This is a genomic window from Bradyrhizobium sp. LTSP857, assembly GCF_000938285.1.
Classification (GTDB): domain Bacteria; phylum Pseudomonadota; class Alphaproteobacteria; order Rhizobiales; family Xanthobacteraceae; genus Bradyrhizobium.
Window position 1 is genome coordinate 162,742 of the sequence record NZ_JYMS01000026.1, and the last position, 21,108, is coordinate 183,849.

20 protein-coding genes and 1 pseudogene are annotated in these 21,108 nt (G+C 60.2%); 9 read left to right on the top strand and 12 right to left on the bottom strand.

Annotation, left to right across the window (positions count from 1 at the left end; genetic code table 11):
- Position 1: 1 nt before the first annotated feature.
- Complete coding sequence (locus UP06_RS14870) at positions 2-1,570, bottom strand: hypothetical protein (protein ID WP_156162979.1); 1,569 nt, start codon at positions 1,568-1,570, stop codon at positions 2-4.
- A gap of 1,021 nt (positions 1,571-2,591) precedes the next feature.
- Between UP06_RS14870 and UP06_RS40785 the strand changes: the two genes are divergently transcribed.
- Positions 2,592-2,747: a hypothetical protein gene (locus UP06_RS40785; RefSeq protein ID WP_156162980.1), complete on the top strand. Its 156-nt coding sequence runs from the start codon at positions 2,592-2,594 to the stop codon at positions 2,745-2,747.
- Positions 2,748-2,805: 58 nt separating this feature from the next.
- Here the strand turns inward: UP06_RS40785 and UP06_RS14880 are convergent, their stop codons facing one another.
- Positions 2,806-3,825 (bottom strand): restriction endonuclease, encoded by a 1,020-nt coding sequence (locus UP06_RS14880; protein WP_045003430.1) that lies wholly within the window; start codon positions 3,823-3,825, stop codon positions 2,806-2,808.
- A gap of 187 nt (positions 3,826-4,012) precedes the next feature.
- On the bottom strand, positions 4,013-5,230 hold the full coding sequence (locus UP06_RS14885) for a hypothetical protein (protein WP_045003432.1): 1,218 nt from the start codon (positions 5,228-5,230) through the stop codon (positions 4,013-4,015).
- Positions 5,231-5,591: 361 nt separating this feature from the next.
- Between UP06_RS14885 and UP06_RS14890 the strand changes: the two genes are divergently transcribed.
- The gene (locus UP06_RS14890; RefSeq protein ID WP_045003434.1) at positions 5,592-6,008 is read left to right on the top strand and encodes a hypothetical protein; all 417 of its coding nucleotides are present in this window, start codon (positions 5,592-5,594) and stop codon (positions 6,006-6,008) included.
- A 433-nt stretch (positions 6,009-6,441) separates the two neighbouring features.
- Positions 6,442-6,810 carry a hypothetical protein gene (locus UP06_RS39905; RefSeq protein WP_082081436.1) on the top strand — a complete coding sequence of 123 codons (369 nt, stop codon included), beginning with the start codon at positions 6,442-6,444 and terminating at the stop codon, positions 6,808-6,810.
- On the opposite strand, the gene UP06_RS14895 is transcribed toward UP06_RS39905, so the two are convergent.
- Positions 6,755-8,086 (bottom strand): tyrosine-type recombinase/integrase, encoded by a 1,332-nt coding sequence (locus tag UP06_RS14895; protein WP_045003436.1) that lies wholly within the window; start codon positions 8,084-8,086, stop codon positions 6,755-6,757. The genes UP06_RS39905 and UP06_RS14895 overlap by 56 nt on opposite strands.
- Before the next feature lie 565 nt (positions 8,087-8,651).
- Between UP06_RS14895 and UP06_RS41500 the strand changes: the two genes are divergently transcribed.
- The gene (locus UP06_RS41500) at positions 8,652-8,927 is read left to right on the top strand and encodes an AbrB/MazE/SpoVT family DNA-binding domain-containing protein (RefSeq protein WP_045003440.1); all 276 of its coding nucleotides are present in this window, start codon (positions 8,652-8,654) and stop codon (positions 8,925-8,927) included.
- The gene (locus UP06_RS14910; RefSeq protein WP_045003442.1) at positions 8,914-9,303 is read left to right on the top strand and encodes a type II toxin-antitoxin system VapC family toxin; all 390 of its coding nucleotides are present in this window, start codon (positions 8,914-8,916) and stop codon (positions 9,301-9,303) included. The genes UP06_RS41500 and UP06_RS14910 overlap by 14 nt, the downstream gene beginning before the upstream one ends.
- Before the next feature lie 209 nt (positions 9,304-9,512).
- Here the strand turns inward: UP06_RS14910 and UP06_RS14915 are convergent, their stop codons facing one another.
- From UP06_RS14915 to UP06_RS14920, 3 genes and pseudogenes are all read right to left on the bottom strand, one after another.
- Positions 9,513-10,190: a membrane protein gene (locus UP06_RS14915; protein WP_045003444.1), complete on the bottom strand. Its 678-nt coding sequence runs from the start codon at positions 10,188-10,190 to the stop codon at positions 9,513-9,515.
- Positions 10,191-10,405: 215 nt separating this feature from the next.
- Positions 10,406-10,495 (bottom strand): annotated as a pseudogene (locus UP06_RS42080) (transcription elongation factor GreA); the annotation flags it as partial.
- A 166-nt stretch (positions 10,496-10,661) separates the two neighbouring features.
- Positions 10,662-12,239, bottom strand: a complete 1,578-nt coding sequence (locus tag UP06_RS14920; RefSeq protein WP_050031684.1) for a M20/M25/M40 family metallo-hydrolase — start codon at positions 12,237-12,239, stop codon at positions 10,662-10,664.
- Positions 12,240-12,394: 155 nt separating this feature from the next.
- Here UP06_RS14920 and UP06_RS14925 point away from each other — a divergent pair, with 155 nt between their 5' ends.
- Entirely contained in the window at positions 12,395-13,336 is a 942-nt protein-coding gene (locus UP06_RS14925; RefSeq protein WP_197087249.1) for a LysR family transcriptional regulator, read from the top strand.
- 269 nt (positions 13,337-13,605) lie between these two features.
- Here the strand turns inward: UP06_RS14925 and greA are convergent, their stop codons facing one another.
- From greA to UP06_RS14940, 3 genes are all read right to left on the bottom strand, one after another.
- Positions 13,606-14,088, bottom strand: coding sequence for a transcription elongation factor GreA (gene greA / locus UP06_RS14930; protein ID WP_045003446.1), 483 nt, complete (start codon positions 14,086-14,088; stop codon positions 13,606-13,608).
- A gap of 68 nt (positions 14,089-14,156) precedes the next feature.
- On the bottom strand, positions 14,157-14,639 hold the full coding sequence (locus tag UP06_RS14935; RefSeq protein ID WP_045003447.1) for a hypothetical protein: 483 nt from the start codon (positions 14,637-14,639) through the stop codon (positions 14,157-14,159).
- 126 nt (positions 14,640-14,765) lie between these two features.
- Positions 14,766-15,131 carry a hypothetical protein gene (locus tag UP06_RS14940; RefSeq protein WP_045004182.1) on the bottom strand — a complete coding sequence of 122 codons (366 nt, stop codon included), beginning with the start codon at positions 15,129-15,131 and terminating at the stop codon, positions 14,766-14,768.
- Positions 15,132-15,410: 279 nt separating this feature from the next.
- On the opposite strand from UP06_RS14940, the gene UP06_RS14945 reads away from it, so the two are divergent.
- The 3 genes from UP06_RS14945 to UP06_RS14955 all read left to right on the top strand — a co-directional run bounded on the left by UP06_RS14945 (position 15,411) and on the right by UP06_RS14955 (position 18,862).
- Complete coding sequence (locus tag UP06_RS14945; RefSeq protein ID WP_045003448.1) at positions 15,411-15,647, top strand: DUF3551 domain-containing protein; 237 nt, start codon at positions 15,411-15,413, stop codon at positions 15,645-15,647.
- A 332-nt stretch (positions 15,648-15,979) separates the two neighbouring features.
- The gene (locus UP06_RS14950; protein WP_045003449.1) at positions 15,980-17,521 is read left to right on the top strand and encodes a peroxidase family protein; all 1,542 of its coding nucleotides are present in this window, start codon (positions 15,980-15,982) and stop codon (positions 17,519-17,521) included.
- A 336-nt stretch (positions 17,522-17,857) separates the two neighbouring features.
- A complete protein-coding gene (locus UP06_RS14955) occupies positions 17,858-18,862 on the top strand; it encodes a methyltransferase (RefSeq protein WP_045003450.1) in 1,005 nt (334 codons plus the stop codon).
- Positions 18,863-18,976: 114 nt separating this feature from the next.
- Here the strand turns inward: UP06_RS14955 and UP06_RS14960 are convergent, their stop codons facing one another.
- Together UP06_RS14960 and UP06_RS14965 are read right to left on the bottom strand one after the other, a co-directional pair.
- Positions 18,977-19,495, bottom strand: a complete 519-nt coding sequence (locus UP06_RS14960; protein ID WP_045003451.1) for a hypothetical protein — start codon at positions 19,493-19,495, stop codon at positions 18,977-18,979.
- A 40-nt stretch (positions 19,496-19,535) separates the two neighbouring features.
- Positions 19,536-21,083 carry an acetolactate synthase large subunit gene (locus UP06_RS14965; protein ID WP_045003453.1) on the bottom strand — a complete coding sequence of 516 codons (1,548 nt, stop codon included), beginning with the start codon at positions 21,081-21,083 and terminating at the stop codon, positions 19,536-19,538.
- Positions 21,084-21,108: the final 25 nt, after the last annotated feature.

The window sequence follows — 21,108 nt, forward strand, 5'->3', positions numbered from 1 at the left end:
CCTAACGCTTCTCCCTGCATTCATAAAGATTATCGTTGTCTATCATGACTGCGGTCTGGGATTGAGTGTTTACATCACGCAGGAAGATTACGCCCGGAAGGTGAAGTATCAAAAGGCCCGCCGCATCGCGGCCGGAGGAAGTCGCATCAATAACGCTATGTCCATATATCCTGCGGAGTCCGGCAGACGAATTGTTGTAGGAGTCTTTGCTCGAAATCTCTGTGATCCAAGTAAAATGAGGAAGATGAATTCCAAGCAATACGTCCTTTAGAGCGTCGCAGGCCGTTCCATTCGCGATATGCCTCCGATAACCGTCGGTTGACGTAAGGTAAGTTTTTAGAACAATGTCCCCAGCTTGGTGTGCCGCTATCAGTTCGTCGAGTAATGGATTGACATTGCCTGACTTTTGAATCTCGGCCTTGATTAGATCGATCTTTAAGAAAGCATCATTGATACGCCGATGCGCTGTTACTTCAGCAGCGCGCGCAGTCGAAAAGGCTCTGATCGGCATGAGCGCAATAGCGAAAACACCATGTTCCTTGATATTGAATTCGAGATTACCCGTACGCGTCTTCAACAGCACGGTATCTTCCGGTGCAAAGCCAACTTCTTTGGCTGACGTTTGTGTGGCTGGAATTACCTTGTACGGTCCGGCCTGATCATCATGTACAATAAAACCGGAGATAAAGTCGATCGGCCGAGACGTTGCTTTGTCTAATTTTGAGAATACGCGGCCGATCACCGTAACCGCGTGCCCGATGTTAGCTCCAGGAATATCGAGACCTAAAATCACTGGCAGGCCTGATTCCACGTACGGCAAGATTTGCTCACCGATGTTTGGGCCTTTAAAGCAAAGCGGCTGAAAGCCCATCTCATGCACCGCCCGGATCATCCGTTCGGATGTCAGAAATTCCGAGCCGGCGGGCAAAGTCGTCGACTCGTCCGACGTCGTAGGTGACGCAAGCTTCGTGATGTCCGCGACTGAAAGCCAATTGTATCTGTAGCGCTGGTGCATATGTCTCGCGCCCATCCAGATAGCAATCTGCGCGCAGGCACCGATACGAGAATCCTGTTGCATGAATGTAGCGCCGCATACATCGAGTTCCGCGCCCATGAGATTGGCGCGAAAATCGGCCCGACAGGTAATTACCGTTTCCAGATCTTTGCCTTCGGGGCCGCGCATCTTCAGGGCCGTACGCCCTATCGAAGCATTGGCCAGCGGACGAATGACGCAAAATCCGCAATAGCTCCGTTGCGACGTATATTCGAGAGCCTTGACACGATTGCTCCAATGAGGGAGCGAAAACAGTTTGCTGATGTCTTCAGCAAAGAAATGAATGCGCTTACAGTGACGATCATAGGTCTTGAAAGTCTGAGCGTAGAAGTGGCGATAGTCTGAAGAATAGTCCCGGTCGATGTATCGGTCTTCAAGAAGATACGAAGTCACATTTGACAGCATCAAATGACGAATGACGCTATTTACAACTGTAGACGGCCCACCAAGCACGGAGCCCAGTTGCTTCCAGTCCGTGTCGTTTAACAGTGCTCCGATTTGAAAAGTGACATTCATCGCCGGTCAATGAAAAGGGGTTACCTATGCGGCAAGACGAATGGTGCCCAGCGATCCTACTTAGCGCCAAGCAAACTTTAATGTCTCGTGCGCAGCTTTGACTGTTTCGTCTTGAATACTTTCGATCTCGAGCAATGTGTCTTCATCAGCAAGAAGGGAAAATCCCGCATCAGTCGGATTGAACTGACGTCTCGCGGAGAGATCAGGGACCGCTGCAATTGGAGGCGTGGGTTGGTCACGAGTAGGCATGCTGCTCCATCAGTAAAATCGGTATGCAAAAGCTGAAGCGCTTGTACTAGCGAAGCAGGAAAAATTAGCGAAGCGGAAATTCACGAATCTCACATTATTTCTACGTGCAAGATCCGCATCGCGTCAATCGAAGCTTGTGATTCAAGCACTCCTCTTTTCATTTGTTCCATCAATGTTCCGAAAATTAACGATAATTAGCCGGTCAGCCGTACATATCCGCCGCAATCGCATCCATCGCCTTTTTATGATCGTCCGACTTAAGCAGGTGCCCGTATCGGTCCATCGTGACGGCCGCTCGTGCCGATCGTCCGCGACAAGCTCCAGAAGATCGCCGAGACCGTGATGGCCAATGGCTGGAATGGGTCGTGGTCGGGCCGGAGTTCGACTATCAGCGCGCGGCTTTAGCGGCACCCGGGAACGGGGCAGTGATAGCGATCGCGCCCCCGGCGAGGAGCGCCTTATATCTTGCGCGAGGGATGGACGCCCGAAGGGCCGAGACTCCCTGGGCTCGGCTCGCGACAGCCCGACCCGGCATAGCGGGTCGCGCCAGTTGGTAATATGAAAGCTCAGAGGTGACAGCTCCAGCAAGATCACCAAACGGGCGAGATGGGCATGGACACGTTTGAACCGAAAGCGGGATTCTGGCGCGGCGAATGCATGCTTCACTCCCAGAGCATCGGGAGATCAAAAGTCGCCGCTGGTCACACCTCTCGGGAGGTCTCTGAAAGGAGACTGACGAAACCGACAGTGAGCGTCCTCAGCAATAGCTGAGATGCTGGCGATCTATATTCGCGCCGAGATTGTAGTTATGCGTTCTCGAGATCAAGCAGGTGAATTTGATCCGGCTGTTGTTGCGCAGATCGCGAAAGATAGTGAAGTCGGACACAGGTGTCATTGCGTAAAGGCCTGCGGCATTTTTGCATTTTAGAGTGCCGATCGTCGTATCCCACAACAAGGATTTTCGTAGGCGACCGCTCAAGTAAGTTTCATTTGGATCGTTCACCAGAACGCCATGCCTCCGCAAGATTCGAGCTCTCAATATCTTCAAAGGTCACAGGCTTGCCGGCATCAAGAAGAGCCTTGGCTTTTTGCACGGCTTGGTTGGTGAGAGGCCAGTAACCGAGGTTGGATACTATGCGTGGGACGCGAACGCGCATCATGATCGTCATCGGCTTTTTGGACTGAACCTGCGACATGGCGTCCTCTGAAGTGACGGGTTCGAGGTTCAAAGGACCTTTGATCTCATCGAACTTCGCTGAGACGTGCAGACGATCAATTTCGCCCGTTCCCGTATTCGTCAAGACGCTGCGGGTAAATGAGCCGGGCACGGATGCGATCCATCCGGTCACGCTCACATCAGCAATCACACGCCATGTCGCTTCCGGCTTCTTTGATCTGATAAAGATGTGGTGTTCGCCAATCGTTGCTGGAATGCCGTCTGACACCCACAGCTGCCACAAACACGTCAATATCTGTGCGGCCGATGGCTCGTTCTCGAAATCAAGCAAAGTTTTGATAAAATCCGGAGGGCCGTCCTCAGCGTCGGGAACATAGGGAAACCTGCTAAACGTGTATTCCGAGATGAGCAAATAGACAACGGACTGGAATGCAGCATTTATCTCTTGGCCGAGACGGTCAGGACTGAGGCCTTCGTAAACGAGCGTTCGTATCCCACGCCAGTCGGCCGCGTCTTGGGCATCGCGCGTATACCCCTTGACGCTGACAAGAATTCCCTTCTGCCAAGGGATGCCGACTTCGTTCAAGATGCCAGCGAAGACGTCGACGTCCGTTACATCGAGTGTTTTAGCTTCGTTCTTACATCCTAACACGACTTCGACCGGGTAACCCGCGACATCGGATGTGATCACAACATCCACTTCTCTGCTTCGCTTTATTTTGCCCTTCACAACCGGAAGCTTCTTCCGGGTTGCAACGCGAACGCCCGGCACCTCGTGCAGCATCGCGACGAGATCCTCGAGGATGTTTCCCTTGGCCTTCGCGGTCATCTTCTTGCCGCCCAATTCCGTCGATGTGTGGCGATGGCCCGCTAAGCGCGGAGATCGTCGAATCTATGTTGACACCAATGTACCACTTGGAGTCGAGGGTTTCAGGTAGGCCGCCTGCCTGTGCGAAGAATCGTCACCCGATAGAGCCTGACTGGGATAGACGGACTGCGGTTCCACGCTCGTAGGGTCACGGGCTTCGAAAGATATCTTTGACCGCCGGACATTCGAATTTCGGCTGCGGGTTATCCAGCCTGACGAGTCCTCCTGACATCGATGTCGCTCCGTTGTGAGTCCGGACACGCTGGGGCAGCGTGAAAGCGATCGAATCGACATGCGTGCGCTTATCACTTTCGAATACGGCGGCTGCGATCCTGTGAAAGCCGCCTGGCGTTCTCAGCATCTCTTCCAGTTCATCGTTCGGTATCTGGTCGACCAGATTTAGCGCAATTAACGCTGGGCGTGTTCCGCTGCACTGGTCAGCGGCGTCTTTTGCTTCTCTGGCAATGTATTTCACGACGCTATCGGGCTTGGCGCTTGTAATGGCGACAGCGACAATCGAGGCTCCTACGCGGCCGTGAAAGAGGAGATGGCAATTCACGAGCCCAAATTGCTGTTCAAAGAAGAGACGGCTGCCAGCGTCCTTCGTCGGCTCCGGCCAGGATGCAATGTCGTTAGGGATATAATCGACGTTTGCAAGCGGGTCAGCGGCAGAACTCCGCTGCTCGGCGGCGTTCGCGACTAACGCGGCGATGCCGTTGAGTTCTTCATTGGAGCTGCCAAGCCGATCGGGAACGGTAACGCGGATTAGATGGCAGCTCGGCGTTTCGGCAAGCCGCTCGGTGGTGCCAAGAAGAAGGTCCGCAAGCCGATTGACCTCCTGCTGATGGATTTTCCTTCCCCGATCATTTGAGGTCGCTTTGCATTCGATCTCAATCTCGACGTCATCCTTACGGGCCAGGAAGTCAAATTGGGCAAGTCCGCCGTAATCGGTCATCTCGACGTCCCAGCCCTTGCCCATGAGATGGGTGGCGATAGCGAGTTCATAGGCAAATGGACGTAAGCCGTTCGCGTCGTTGGCCGCTTTCGCGAGTTGGCCCCCAAATGCGCTTATCGCCTGCTGCGGCAAAGCCTGATGAATTCGATAAGCGGAGATAAGAAAACTATAGAGCGCATCGAACTCATCGCCCTTGGGCAATCGTCCCGTGTTCTTGCGGTATTTCCTAGCGCCGGCAAGCGCGAATTCGAGCGAATATTGGTCACGAAAATGCTGCGCAAGAAGCGGGTTCTTGTCTTCTTGCTGCCGGATAGCTGCAATCCGTGTGTCGAGCACATTGCCGATCAATCCGCCGATCCAATCGAAGGCAGGGATCACATCTCGCCGGGTGGCCTCAATGTTGATGCGCATTTCAAATTCGGAGCATCTCGATGAGCGCAAGGTTACGCCGGATTTGCGGTCTGACCAAAACCGCCCAAAAGCGAATCATGGCCTAAGCCCATCAATACCTGTCGTCATGGCTGGATTCGTGACTCGAGCTGGATTGGTGGCCGTTGCGCCCAATGGAGCATTTTCGGATGCTCTTGCAGAACTGCATGCACCCCTGAGCAGCCGACAGACTGCCGTTTAACAATACAGCATCCCACTGGAACAGGGTCGGAATTGCCTCGGCAAAATCGGGGTCAGCTTCGGTCGTGGTCCTGCACGTCAAAACTCGGCCTTGCGGGTCGCATGTTTCGAGTAGAACGCGTTCGCCCAACCCAAGCGGATCGTGCAGCAGACGAATCCCGAAACGCTCGATCTTTTCGTGGCGCAGGACGATTTCGTGGACATCAGCGAGCAGATCACGATCGTGCGCGCCCAAGGGGCGAACGCCAGCGAGAGCTTCTTCGGACGTAAATTCCAGGCCGACAAGCCCGAAAGCTTCGCCCGATTTCTCGAAGCACACGCTCGTCGGCACCAGGCCGGGATATTCTTCGGCCAAGGGGCGCAGTGTGACGAGCTGCTGGTCGGTGTGAGCCTTCTCGACGAGGATTTCGTCGTCACGGACCGGGAAGTGACTGTGCAACAACGTGACGCCAAATCGTTTATTGGCTTGTTCTTGCACAAGGCGGCGTCCGACTTCGTCGAGGCATATATAATCGTCTTCAGACAGGCGGCCTGCGCTCGTAAGGTCAATGTCCGGTAGGGCCGCATAGTCGTGAGAATTATGGCGTCGTAATTGGATCACGTTGCACCTCCAGGTCATTGGCGAAGAGGGTCAAAAAATCCGCGGACTGGCTCACTGTTTGATGGCAACAAGACGATTCGCAGGCCAGGCTAGGGATGGAAAGAGTCATTTCTAGAGCGCATGGCTATTGAGTTGTGAACAAGTCCTAATTTGGTGGGGATACGCCGGTTTGCCAATCCGTAATTTTCCACCAGCTCACCCAAGCCGAAGGGCTCACAAATTCGGAATGAACTCCATAAGAGCTCCCGGCGCGTCCTAAGCCAACCAAACCGGTTCGTCCCATTTGTACGCCAAAGCTATCCGACAGCCAGAGTTGTGCGCTCGATTCCTTTCCTGCTGCGGCATCCTACGATTTGGTTGCCTCAGACCGATCACAGTTCGGGGCGGAGGCATGAGCGGCAAGGACGAAAAGACCCGGACCGAGGCGTCCGGGTCGCCAGATAATACCGAAATGCCGGCCGCCACGAAGCGCCATCGCAAGAACCGTCGCATGCCGCCGCCCGCGACGTTCGATATCGATACGTTGCCGGCCAGCTCTAATTTGACGGCATTAGAGGCAGCTGCGGTCATCCGGCGCACGCCCGGAGCGCTGGAGCAGTGGCGGCGCAATCCGAGCCACCCGCTGAAATGGCGCTACGTCGATGGCCGGCCCCTTTATCGTGTCGATGCGGTGCGCGACTATCTGGCCAAGTGCGACAAGACCACTAGGACGCCTCGGCCGCGTAGTGCTCACGGAGACGTCCAAGGAGCTCGGCCTTGATCGGGTCAAGCGGATTGGTCCGCTGCAGGCGCACGATTTTGCCGACCCTTTTCGCGCCGACCAACTCGGCAATGTAGTCGTGAGCCGCTTCGAACGCCATCTTGCGAATGATCCACTGTTCGTCGTGATTGTAGACCTGATCGATTCCGCTTGGCTTTTGACCGACACACAGCCGTTGGATTTCGTTGTCGTAGCCGCAGCGAGACATGACGGTTCGTAAGCTGCGCCTTAGGTCATGCATGGTAAACTTGGCAACACCAGCTTCCTTGACCAGTCGGTTGACCATCTTGGTGAAGCCGGACATCTGGCCGCCGGTCTTTGGTGACGGGAAGACATAGTCTGACGTTGCGCGCTGGAAGTGTTTGGCGGCCGCGAGCACCTCGTCCACGAGGTGGGTGCGCGGCACGTCGTGGTGCAGGCCCATCTTGGTCCACGCCGCATCGAAGGTGATACGGTCATCCATGATGTGCTTTCGCCACTCGATCATGGTGGGCTCGCTGCGGCGCGGGCCACCGAGCAGGCATATGCGTGTCAGGAGACCAAAAGCCCCGAGCTTGCAGGACGCATCCCAGACTTTGATGATTTCCTCATCGGTCAGCGCGCGGCCTTTTGTTCGGCGTCCGACTCTTTGCGCGCGCGTTTCCTTGGGCGCGCGATAGCCGGCGAGCACGTTGTACTCGACATAGCCCTCACCGACGCACCATTCGAGCAAGGTATGCACGTGCTTGCGCAAGTCCTTGGCTGCACCGCGCTTGCCGGTCTTGGCAATCTTGTCGACCGCAGCCATGATCTGACGTCGCGTCAGGTCTCCCACCCCGCTCTCGGCGTGATCCTTGAGCCCGCGCCGCAGCGCCGACATCGCTGGCTTCCAGTTGACGACTTGACGTTCGGTCAAGGACGTCTGGTAGGGACCATCTTCAACAATGAGGGCCGCGAGCGTTGTGCGCTGCTTATCGGCTGCCTGTTGCCGCCTCGCCTCGCGCTTCGCGTCGTTTGGGTCCAAGCCCTTGACGACCTCGCCTGCGGCGATGGTGGCGGCCTTGCGCGCGGCCTTCTCATTATATTTGGGCCACGCGCCGAGGGTCTTGCGCTGGGTCCCCCTCACCCCCGGCTTGGTGAAGAGGTAGACCCAGGTTCGGCCGCCGGTGGCGCGCATGCGCAAGGCAAGGCCGGGCAGCTTGTCGTCGTGGAGATAATGCTGCGCCTTACCCGGCGGCAGCGTTGCGTTGCGGATCACCGCATCGGTGAGTGTCAGCTGGTTGGCCGGCTCCGTCATGATCCATTCCCTCTCTCTGTGCCCTGATGTGCCCCGCAACAAGGGCGGCCAACCTCGAACAGAACCGGGTCTCAGACCGCCCCCCGTTTTTGTGCCCCGAGGGAAAATCCTCGGCGGGCACAACGGGGGCATACGAAATGTAGCAAGGTCGCCTATGGGCTCTTATGGCCGCACAAGGCCATAACCACCATCAATTACAGGGGTTTTTACATTTCAACTATGGCTGGATTTGGTTGACTCGGGTCTACGGGTTGTGGTTCACACGGGAGAGGTCCAAGGTTCGATCCCTTGTGCGCCCACCATTCATCTTCCTGAACCTGGACCAGTTGCGGATAGTCATCGACGCCTTGTCGGCGTTCGAGAATGTCCGATCAAAAATGTCGAAAACAACCCCATGCACAGTAGCCGTCGCGAGCCGGATCAATGGGTTGCGCCTTTTCCGAATCCCTTTGCTCCGTCGGGCAAAACAGGGGCAGGATGGCATCATCTGCGGCGATCGGAGTTAGCTCCGCCCTTGCCCGACGCGTGAGCTCGGCCTATCTTACTTGCGTCTTACCGAGGATGTCTGATGGCTGCCGACAAGTTGACAACGACCGTCTCAACCAAGGGCCAGGTCGTCCTGCCGAAGGCGATTCGCGAAGAGCAGCGCTGGAGGGTGGGTACGCGGCTCACGATCGAGAGCACACCGGACGGAGTGCTTCTGAAGCCGTCCTCGCCGTTCCCGACGGCCAAGCCGGGGGACGTCTTCGCGTCGCTACCCTATCGAGGCAAGCCGAAGAGCGTGAAAGAGATGGAGGCGGGCATCGCCGCAGAGGCGCGACGACGTCATGCTCGCGATTGATACCAATCTAGTCGTTCGCTACCTGACGGGCGATCATTCCCAGCAATCGGCGAAAGCCAAAGCCGTCATCGACGGAGAGGAGGTCTTCGTCTGCACGACTGTGATGCTGGAAACTGAATGGGTACTGCGCAGTGCGTATGGTTTTGACGCCAATCGCGTGTGCAAGGCGCTCCGGGGTTTCGGCGGGCTTCCCAACGTCGTGCTCGAGGATCCCGGGCTGGTCGCATTTGCTCTGGATCGGATGGACGACGGCATGGATTTTGCCGATTCGCTCCACCTTGGGCGGGCGGCATCCTGCGATGCCTTCCTGACGTTCGATCAGCGATTCGTCAGATCGGCGAAGGCGATGGGCTTGGCAAAGGTCCGGTTGCCATAAACGCGTTTGCGCTGCGCGAGGGCGCGCCACCACGCGATGCACTTCTCGCGCGTGGCGTCAGCGAGCTACGTCACGAGATCACCGCGACATGTCCGAGGCGAACGGCAGCGGACCAGATCGTGTCCAAGCAATTCGCCACAGCAGTGAGCCTCAGGTAGCCACGGATTGAGGTTCACACGGGAGAGGTCCAAGGTTTGATCCCTCAACCTTCAAGCAGCCCGATCCGGCCGCAAGGCCGCGTAGAGGCCGACGAGGGTCCCGATGGCCACCAGCGCTGCCGCCAGAAGCACCTGCAATTCCCCGTCATCGGTGGCGCCCACGGACGACACAAGCCTGGTCACGACGACGAACAAGATGCCCACTGAGGCTGCTGCACCGACGCAGAGATAGGCGAGCTCTCGCGTCAGGTTGCGGCCGAGAAGTCCGAGTGCCGTGAAATACATCGCGCAAGCGTTAGGATGAACGAACAAGGCAACGCGCGCGTAAGGACCGTAGGCGTCGAGGAGGGACTCACACCGGTTCAGCGCCGCTTTCGAAGCAACCCGCTGCAAGAGCGGTCTGAAAAAACGAGCCTGTCCGTAACTTAAGACGGCGCCCGCGATGATGGCCAGCCACGCCACGATAAAAACGGAGACATCCGCGGGCTTCGGATTCAGCGCCACGGACATCAAGATGAGGGCGGTTCCGGGAAAATAGCCAAAATACGGGAAGACCGACTCCAGGAGCACGCAGACGAACATGAAAACCGGAAACCATGATGAACCGGTCGCATCCTGGACGATGGCGTTCAAGTCGAAGAGATTCGTCTTGTACAGGACGAGGTACATGCACATGGCCAATCCAGCCAGCGCGTAAAACGGCAACGCCCCCGACAGAAACCGTCTCATCCAGCCATCGCGCGTTGTTTCGCGGGCACAGCGGAAACGATCGATATCAGCACAAGACAACCGAAACGCATGGCAGGCCGAATTCCGGCGCGGCTGCCGGGGCTCTGCTTCCCTCGTGCTTCAGGTCCCATGGACTCCGTTCCGGACAGCGACAGTGCAATGGAAATCAGGATAGCACCCTTTGCCCACGCAATCCCCCTCGTCCTCACCGCCCCCTACCCGATCGATAGAATCTCGATCTCTTGCGCGCCTGAACCGACGACGTCACCGACGACCTTCCCGATCAGCAACCTCGCAACCGGGGATGTGCCTCGCCGCCCGACAAAGGACCCCCCGACCGGCGTGACGCGCCGCTCACTCTTTCGAGTGAGCCGACCGCGAGCAGTGCGACTTCTCGTGAGGTGTAGTGCGAGCAGGCGCAGAAGCGAGGCAAGAAGGCCTGACTGGAAACACCGGCGCTCCCGGAACCGCTCAGAACCCGTGCGTCATCAAGCCGTAGACGGTTCGCACGCCGCTCACGTAGTTGCCCATGCGCAGGTTCTCGTTGGCTGCATGCTGGTTGTTGTCCGCATTCACCAGCGGGATGAGGACGAAAGGCACCTGCAGCACGCGCACGATCTCCGCGGTCGGCACCGTGCCCCCCACCATCCGGATGCGAACGGGCTCGGGCGTGGCGCCGAAGGTGTCGATCAATGCCTTGTAGGCCCATTGGCCGATCGGTGTGTCGATCGGCGAAGCCGCGGCGTTGGCCCCCTCGCTGCGGTAGGTGAAGCTCGCAAGCTTGTCGTAGCGGCTTCGCTCTTCGTCGGTCGGCGCGTCCTTCACGAGGTGATAGCCCTGCTTCTCGATGTGCGCCTCGATCAGCTTGCCGAGATAGGGTGCATCGGAGTCCGGAGTGGTGCGCAGGTCCATCTCGGCCACGGCCTTGTCGGGGACAATGTTCGCGACCTTGTCGCCCACCGCGGCGGAGGCCATGCCGCGCACATTGAGCGAAGGGTACTGCATCGCTTCCTGGTAGTTGGCGCCGACCCCGTCGGCCCGGGCAATACCCAGACGCCGCTTCAGCTCGGTCTCGTCGTCGGGCACGGCGGCCATGATCCTGCGGTCGGCCTCGCCGATCCTGACGCGATCGTAGTAGCCGGGAACCGTCACCCGCCCCTGGTCGTCCTTCATTGACGCCAACAGGCTGGCCAGCCGCTGGGCGGGGTTGGGCGCGTAGTTGCCGTAATGCCCGCTGTGCAGCGGCACCTTGGCGCCATACACGGTCAGCCGCGCATCGGCCGCGCCGCGATTGCCGAACACCAGCGTGGGTCGATTGGTGGCGTGCATGGGGCCGTCGTGGATCACGAAGGCATCGCAGCGCAGCAGGTCGCGGTGCGCCTGCATGACCTTGTCGATGTACGGAGAGCCCTTTTCTTCCTCGCTGTCGAGGATCACCTTGACGTTGATCGCCGGCTGGCCGCCGCTGGCCTTCAGTGCATCGATGGCTGCCAGCAGCATCATGATCGGGCCCTTGTCGTCCGCCGATGCCCGTGCGAACACGCGCCACTCCGGGTCAAGCGGGCCGTTGAAGAGTGGGGCAGCATCGATCTCCTCCCAGTCGCCCCTGTCCGTCCTGCGCTTGAGCACGGGCGTCCACGGAGTCTTCTGCGCCCACTGCGCGGGAATCACCGGCTGGCCGTCGAGGTGCATGTAAAACAGCACGGTCTTGCGCGCGGGGTCGCTGCCCGGGTATTCGGCATAGAGCATCGGCTTGCCGTTGTTGGGCAACTGCCGTGTCGTGAAACCGCGCTTGCGGAAGGTCAGTTCCAGCCAGTCAACGTTCTTGCGGATGTCCTCCGCCACGGTGGCATCGTCGGGCAGGGACAGCAGTTCGAAGTACTCGCGGTAAGTCGCCTGCGCGTAGCGCTCGGCCTCGGCTGGGGCGAGTTCGGTGCCTGCGGCACCGTGCCCCATGAACAGGCAGGCGGCGGGAAGCAGCGCGATGAGGCTGCGCCGGCGCCGGCGGGTCTGCGAGGAAGAGGCGGTGGAAGTAAATTCAAAGGGCATGGACAGCACCAGGCAACAGCACGAAGGAAGGGCTTCACGAAGCATAAAAAGCCGCCACCTTTTCCACAATTACCGTTTTCTTGAGGTATCTTTGCGTTTCCTGCAAATCGGATCACCCCACCACCATGCCAAGCCGCCGTCTGCAGGAAACCTCGTTGCGCTATTTCCTCGAAGTGGCCCGCAGCGGTTCGCTCACTGAGGCGGCCGCGCGGCTGAGCGTCAGCATCTCGGCCGTCAGCCGTCAGGTGGCGGCGCTGGAAACGCTGCTGGGCGTGCCATTGTTCGAGCGCCGGCCACGCGGCATGGTCCCCAGCGCCGCGGGCGAATTGCTGGCGGCGCATGCCCTGCGGGGCGCGCTGGAGGCGGAGCGCGTGCTGTCGGACATCCAGGCGTTGCAGGGGCCGCTGCGCGGACGGGTGCGCATTGTCAGCTCCTCGGGCTTCGCCAGCGAGTTCCTGCCGCGCGCCATCGCGACGTTTCGGGTGCAGTATCCGGGCGTCCAGTTCCTGCTCCATGCGGTCGGCCCGACCCAGGTCAGCGATGCCGTGTTGCTCGGCGACGCGGACATCGGCCTGACCTACAGCCGCGCCGCCGTGCGCGGCATCCGGGTCGAGCATCGCCAGCCGGCCTCGGTTTTTGCGATCATGCGGCCCGACCATGCGCTGGCCGGGTCGCGCAGCGTGACCCTGGCGCAGATGCATCCCTTCCCCATCGCGCTCAGCAGCGCCGACAACACCGTGCGCCAGTTGTTCGACGTGGGCTGCAGCAACCGGGGCCTCGTGTTCGAACCGGTGCTGGTCAGCAACCGCTTCGAGGCGCTCGCCAACTTTGTCCTGAACGGCGGCGGGCTGGCCATTGCGGGCGAAATCACCGTGCGCGAGCGCTTGCGGCGGGGCGAGTTGCACGCGGCGGAAATCCGCGAGCCCGGAATGCGCGGGCGCGCGGTCGAGTTGCATACGCTGGCCGACCGCACGCTGCCGGAGGTAGTGCGAAGCTTCCTTGCGTTCTTGCGTGCGCAATTGACCGAGGCGGGCGGTGCCCGTCCGCCTGCGAAGCGGGCACGCGCGGCCCGACGTGGCCGGCGCCGTTCCGGTTAGACCTACTTCATCGCGCCTGCGTCCCCTTAACCATCTTGTAGCCCAGCCACATCGCCAGGAAGATCGGGATGCCGATGTAGGTGGCCAGAACGCCGATGCGGTCGTTCAGGAAGGCCGCATCAAGTTTTGAATGAAGCTAACCGGCGGCACTCGGGCCACCCCCACGTAGCCGGGGAATATCGATTGAGCCGAAAAATCGTGACTTCAATGACGAGCCATCTTCATACGAGAGAGTGTGCGCCTACCATTGCGGCCACCGCAAACGTGGCCTACGCGATCGATAGAATCTCGATCTCCTGACTGCCTGAACCTGCAACGTCGCCGACGGCCTTGCCGATCAGCAATCTCGCGACAGGAGCAACGAACGAAATCGATCCTGCCTTCGGATCCGCTTCGTCCTCGCCGACGATCCGATAGGTCTGCACGCGGCCATCGGCGCGGCTGAAGGTCACGGTGCTGCCGAAGGCGACCGTCTCGGTCGAGGCCGGATCGGGAATGACCTGCGCGGTGCGCAGCCTTTCCGTCAAATAGCGGGCGTCGCGCAAGGGCACCGCCGACTGCCGGCGCTTCTCGTTGACGTCCTCGATGCGCTGCGCGGCTTCATAGGCCTCGCGTGCGTCCTGAAGCTGCGCCTGCAACGCCTGGAGGCCTGCCTCCGTCACGAGGTTGGGATGCGGCGAGATCGGACGATCCGGCAGCAACGTTTCGGAGGCGGTCTCGGCACTCTCTTCTTTGGTAAAGGCGACGCTCAACTCAAAATCCCATCGAACTGTTTCGGATGGCGGCGGCGCATCCGCGCCGCAGCTGGTGGTGTCCCGGATTATATCTCAAGTTCGACGAAACGACGGAGCTTGAAGACGAGATCCGGCAATGCCTGGCGGAACCGCGTGGCGTTCCGGAACGTGGTCGAGAACGGCGCGAAGGTGACCATCGCGTTCCAGTGACGATAGCCGTAGACGGTTACCGAGACGCCAGACGCCGGAAAGTCCTCGATCTTGCGCAACTCGCCGAGAACGAGATCGGCAATGGCTTCCGCCGGCAACCGGCGCTTGCCATCCGGCGTCAGGGATTGACTGGCAGCCGCGGCCGGCGTCGCAGCGGTCACTGCTTCAACGGATGAGTCCTGTAGCTTCGGAGACTCCGCTTCGGGGATTTGCGCCACTTCGGCGACCGTGCCACCCGCCGGCACGGCTTGAACGAATCCATCAAGCGGCGGGGGCCCGGCGGCCTCTGCGCGCTTGTTGCCTCCCAGGATGCTGCTGATCATCGCCACCAGGCCAGCATCCTTCGCATCATCACTCATCACGTCCCCCGGGGCTTTGGCCTACTCTAGCACCGTTGCAGCAGACCGCCACAGGGCACGCCAATCAGCGTCGAGCTTGCTCCCCTCGCGCGGCGCAACGCGAAAATCGCGTCGCGCCGCGATCCGTCACTGCTTCTCGAACGGAACGTATTGCTGGTACTCCTTCGGCACCGAGTTGCGATAGCGTGCCGGAACGGTGCCGCTATCGATCGAATGATCGAGCTCCTGCTGCGTCATCCTCTTCGGCAGCTTCTTCACTGGCTTCTTTTCGGCGCTCTTCTTTGGGCCGGTCGCCGGGCTTGGTGTGTCGGTGGCCGCGCTCGGCGTTGTCGTCGCGGCCGGCGTGGAGGTCGCGGCCGGCGGAAGCGGTGCGGTGGTCGCGGCTGCCGGCGGAGTGTCGCCCGCAGCCGGCGCGCTCTGCGCCAGCGCAAGCGGTGTTTGCATGATGAGCGCCAGCGTTGCAGTCGCAGCCAGCAAATATGATTTTTGCATCAGAACCTCCAAAATGCCTGATCTTCAATGACGGAAGCGTAGTCCCGCGGGATCGGCGCGTGCAAGTGTACTCAAGATACCGGAACCCGGTTTCGAACTGTGGTCGAGATCACATAACCCACAGCGGCTTGCATCATCATAGCGCATGTCGAACGCAGCACGCGCTGCAGAGACAAGGACGGGTACGACAAAGTGTCGGGCGAGTCCCCGGAACACGGGAGGCCCGGCTGATGTTCCCCGTCCACGCGTTCTCGCAACCGTTCTCGAAGGGAGACTGACATGCGTCGCACCATCCTCACTCTCGCGTCACTCGCAGCGCTGATCGCCGCGACCTTCCCTGCGGCCCAGGCCGACGCCGGAAACGACAGATACTGCCTGCAAGGCCGCAGCTGGGGCTATCCCGGCAATTGCCAGTTCGCGAACTATCAGCAATGCCTCGCCGCGGCCTCCGGCACGTCGGCCCATTGCGGCATCAATCCGAGCTACGCGTTCTCGCAACGGCGCGACTATCGATGATACGAGGGCGTGCACACGCCGCTACAATTTTTACGCGAATACGATTTTCGCCACGACAATCGCTTCGCCGATTAGGTCGGCGAAGCTGACATTGCTTCCACTCGCTGTCGTCGATGACGAGAATGTTATTCGGCATCGACGCGAGAAAAATTTGCGAAGCGCATCCGCAGCTTGGTCGCAACGCTTGCTCATGGAACCGCATCGATGTCGCGCGATGTGTGAAGCAGCGGCTTGTGACGCCGAATTCCCCGATCTAGCCTCGCCTGCATATTTTATGACGAACAACTTTAGCTTTAGTCGTTATCCGCCGTAACTTTTCAAGGAGGTTATTGATGAGCAGCCGTCACGCTATTACTCCGCGCGGTCTGAACGCCACCCGTTCGTCGCTATCGCAGGGCCGCTTCGGCCGCATGTTCCGCAATCTGACGCCGGCGAAATTCGGTCCCAATGACGCCGACAACGTCGCCAACCTCTCGGCGCTGGCCGACAAGATGGTCGGCGATTTCGACCCGCCCAAGGACAGCCCCGATGCCGAAGAGAGCGGGATTCCCGCGCTCTACACCTATTTCGGTCAGTTCATCGATCACGACATCACCTTCGATCCCGTGAGCTTGCTGACCAAGCAGCAGGACCCTGACGGGCTCGTCGATTTCCGTACCCCCGCGCTGGATATGGACAATCTCTACGGACGCGGTCCGGGTGACCAGCCCTACATGTACGACAATGCCGGCAAGTTCCTGCTCGGCGAAACCTTGACCGGCGCCGGCGTATCCAACGCCAACGATTTGCCGCGTTTCAAGGGCCGCGCGCTGATCGGCGATCCCCGCAACGACGAGAACAGCATCGTCTCGCAGTTGCAGGGGCTCATGCAGCGCTTCCACAACCGCATGATCGACGACAATGACGGCCTCTCCTTCCAGGACGTGCAACAGCGTGTCCGCTTTCACTACCAGTATGTCGTGCTGAACGACTTCCTGCCGCGCATCGTCCATGCCAGCGTGCTGGATGATCTCATGACCGCGGGCCGCTACGATCGCAGCAGGCTGGCTTACTACCACTGGAAGAATTTTCCGTTCATGCCGGTCGAATTCTCCGTCGCGGCCTATCGGCTCGGACATTCGATGATCCGTCCCGGCTATCGGCTGAACGACGCCGACAACATGCTGCTCCAGATCTTCCCCGATCCCAACAACCCCGACAACAACGCTCTGACCGGCTTCCGCTCCATGGGTCCGGGACGCGCCATCGACTGGGGTCGCTTCATCGACATCGACACGCGCCCTTACGGCGTCGAGGACGACACCACCAATCCCGACAACAAGCGGCGGCTTCAGTTCGCCTATCGCATCGATACGTCGCTGGTCGATCCGCTGCGCAAGCTGCCGCCGGAGGTCGCCTCCAATCCGGCATCGCTGGCGCTTCGCAATCTCGAACGCAGCTGGCGGCTTGGCCTGCCCTCGGGCCAGGCTGTCGCCAGGGCGATGCACCTGACGCCACTGACCGACGAGCAGATCACCATCGGCAGGGCCGTCGACTCTCCCGAAGCAGGCGATCCGCAAGTTCCGATCGCGTCGATCGCGAATGGCGCCTTCGCCGGCAACTGCCCGCTCTGGACCTACATCCTCGCCGAGGCGCGTCAGTTCCAGACCGCCGTCACGATCCCGGCTACCGGTGCGCCGGCGAGCGGCATCAATACGCCGCAGCTCGGCCCGGTCGGTGGACGCATCGTCGCCGAAGTCTTCCTCGGCATGATGTTCGGCGACAGTTCGTCCATGCTGTCACTCGATCCCAATTGGGCGCCGGTGACCGGCAGCAATTTCCAGCTGAAGGATCTTGTTGCCTATGCGCTGGGCCAGGGCGATCCCTTGCATTAAGCTGGTGAGGATCGATGATGCAAGGGCTGCTCGCGTCACGCGGGCGGCCTTTGCCGCTAAAAGCGTGATGAAAATAGGTTCGCAGGCTGTCCGTAGTTCACCTCTCCCCGATGGGGAAAGGTGAACCACGTCCTGAGCGCGCATCGATTCAACCAAAACTCAGCCAGCTCTAGGGCGTATCCTGATAACTCGTCGCGTCCGGTTTGCCCTCAGAAGGCGACATTGAGGCCGACATGCCACCATGTCGGCCTTGGGGCCATAAGGAGACTTGTTCAACGGGCATCCGCCGAGCAAAGTAATTTGCGTCTTAGCTTCCTCTCCCACGGAGGTTCTTCAGTGACATCCAACCCTTGGCTCACTCTCCTCGGACTGATCAACGGCTTTCAGGTCACACAGGCAATTCATGTCGCGTCAACTCTTCGTATCGCAGACCATCTGAAAGGCGGCTCTCGTTCGGCAGAGGAATTGGCGCCCTTAACGCAAAGCCATGCAGGCGCTCTCTACCGACTGCTGCGGGCGCTCGCCGCAGTGGGCGTTTTTGAGGAAGATGAAAACCGAAGGTTTGCGCTGACGCCAATGGGAGATTGTTTGCGCACTGACTCCGCGACACCGATCGGCGCGTGGGCGGAGTGCGTCGGAAGTCCCTACGTTTGGAGCACATGGGGCCATCTGCTGTACAGCATTCGAACCGGCGAGAATGCCTTTCAAAGTCTCAACGGTAAGGACATTTGGAATTATCGCGCCGAACGTCCGGAGGAGAGCGCGGTCTTCGATCGCGCCATGACGGAGTTTTCGCGCGGCGGCGCTGAAGCCGTTATCGGCGCGTATGATTTCTCCGCTTTCCATCATGTTGTGGATGTGGGTGGCGGACGCGGCTTAATGCTGGCAGCCATTCTTACCGCTCATCCCCGGATGCAAGGCACGTTGTTCGATCAGCCAGGGGTCATTGCCGGAGCCGAGGCGGTTCTGGAAGCGCACGGCGTCGTCGACCGTTGCCGAATGGTAGGCGGAAGTTTCTTCGAATCGGTACCTGAAGGCGGAGATGCCTACGTGATGCGGGTGGTGATTCACGATTGGGACGATGACGAAGCGATCGCCATTTTGAAGGCGTGCCGGCGTGCGATGCGGGAGACGGCGAAGTTGGTTCTCATCGAGCGAATTATCGCGCCAGCGAACGAAGTACCGGCGACAAAATTCATGGACCTCCACATGTTGGCTTTGCCGGGTGGGCGGGAGCGGACTCGTGACGAGTTCTCTGACCTGCTTGCCAAGTCTGGCTTCGAGCTGGCGCGCGTTGTGCCAGCGGGTAGAATCAATGTCATCGAGGCCCGGCCATATTGAGCACAAGGCGGCGCGGCCTCGGTGACATCCGTTCCGGGTCATAAGCAGTCGATGCTGGCCAAGCGGAGCGACTTCCGCTTTGTCCTTGAGATCTGACGTTTGGGAGTACACGCCCTAATGCGCGGCTCCGAGGCCGAGCTCCGCGAGGCGCGTCGCGAACCAGAGCGAGTTTGGTTGATCCACGACACCGCCGACATAGACCTCGGACATCGTCACACGCTGCTTGTCGAGCACCAGCAGCACGCCGATCCAATAGGCGAACCAGACATGCGGGTCGGTCAGCGCCTTCAGCTTGTGCTGGTCATGCTCCACCGGCGTGTGATTGCTCGCCTTGCGGATCTCGACGGTGAGCAGATTGTTCGGGATCTCGCGCTGATGCACGACGACGTCGGGATAGATCGACTTGCCGAGATGATCGTCGGTCGAGATGATCGTGCCGTGCGGCAGATGCAGCGTACGCTCGCCGAGCCGGTCGTAATTGCAATCGACGGCCCAGCCGGAGAACTGCCGCTCGAGATAGACGGCGAAGCGGTGCGTGATGGCACGCTCGCCGATGTCTTTCTCGAACAGGAACCCTTCGTGCGCGTAAAACTCCCGGAGCGCCGCAATCACCTTGTTCAGCTCGGTCTGCATCGTGCCTCCGGGCCTTTGGCGCTCCGTGTCGTAAGCGCCCTTACATCTGAACTTCGATCAGCCGCGGGCCCGGCTCGGCGACGGCTTCGGCCAGCGCCTTGTTGAACTCGTCCGCGTTGGTGACGGCGCGGCCGGGCACGCCCATGCCCTTTGCCAGCGCCACGAAATCCAGCGTCGGCCGGTCGAGCTTCAGCATGTCGTTGGCGCGCTGGCCGGGCTCACCGGCACCGACATTGTCGAACTCGCCACGCAGGATCTGGTAGATGCGGTTGGCGAACACGATGGTGACGATGTTGAGGTTCTCTCTAGCCTGCGTCCACAGCGACTGGATCGTGTACATCGCGCTGCCGTCGCCGACCATGCAGATCACCTTGCGGTCCGGGCACGCGATCGCGGCGCCGATCGAGAGCGGCGTCGAGAAGCCGATCGAGCCGCCCATGTTCTGGAGCCAGTCGTGCGGGGCGGCGGCCGCCGTCGGCGGGAAGAAGGCGCGGCCGGTGGTGAGCGACTCGTCGACCATGATCGCGTTCTCGGGGATCGCGTACGCGATCGCCTGCGCGATCGAGGCATGGGTCAGCGCGCCGGTCGGCTTGACCAGCTCAGCCAAGGCCTGCGGCTTGACGTCCTTCGCGCTCGCCTTCACGGCGCCGGCAAGCGCTTCCAGCGCTGCGACCGAATTCTCGCCCCAGGAGGTCATGCGATGCACGTCGCAGCCGTCGGGCTTGAGCATGCTCGGCTTGTTCGGATAGGCGAAGAACGCCACGGGATCATCGGACTCGACCAGCACGATGTGACGGAATTTCGCCAGCATCGGCAGCGCGTTTTCGATCACATAGTGGATGCGGTCGATCGAGAAGCGGCCGCGGCCGCGCGCCATCTTCGGGCGGAAGGTCGGGCCCATGACTGTGCAGCCGGTCTTGGCGGCGATGCGCTCGGCCAGCGCCAGGCCCTTTTCGCTCAGCGCGCTGCCGGTCATCAGCAGCAGCGTGCCCTCGCCGTCGCCGTGCAAAATCCTGGCGGCCTGCTCGACCGCCTGCGGCGAATAGCTCGCGCGCTGCTGCTCGGCCGGCACCTCGGCGATGCCGTCGGCCTCGTTCCAGGCGGTGTCGGCAGGCAGGATCAGGGTCGCGATCTGCGGTGGGGCGCTCTTGGCGGCGGCGATCGCCGCGGCACCGTCGGCGGCGACCGATTTGGAGTTCGGCGAGGTGCGGACCCAGGACGACATCGGCCGGGCCAGGCCCTCGATGTCGGAGGTCAGCGGCGCGTTGTAGTCGATGTGGTAGACCGCGTGCTGGCCGACGATGTTGACGATGCCGGAATTCGCCTTCTTGGCGTTGTGCAGATTGGCAAGGCCGTTGGCGAGGCCGGGGCCGAGATGCAGCAGCGTCGAGGCCGGCGTGCCCTTCATGCGGAAATAGCCGTCGGCGGCACCGGTCACGACGCCTTCAAACAGGCCGAGCACGCAGCGCATGCCGGGCACGCGGTCGAGCGCTGCGACAAAATGCATCTCGGAGGTGCCGGGGTTGGAGAAGCAGACGTCGACCCCACCCTTGACCATCGTCCGCACCAGGCTTTCCGCACCGTTCATCCGTCAGCTCCCAACCGGCAATGTC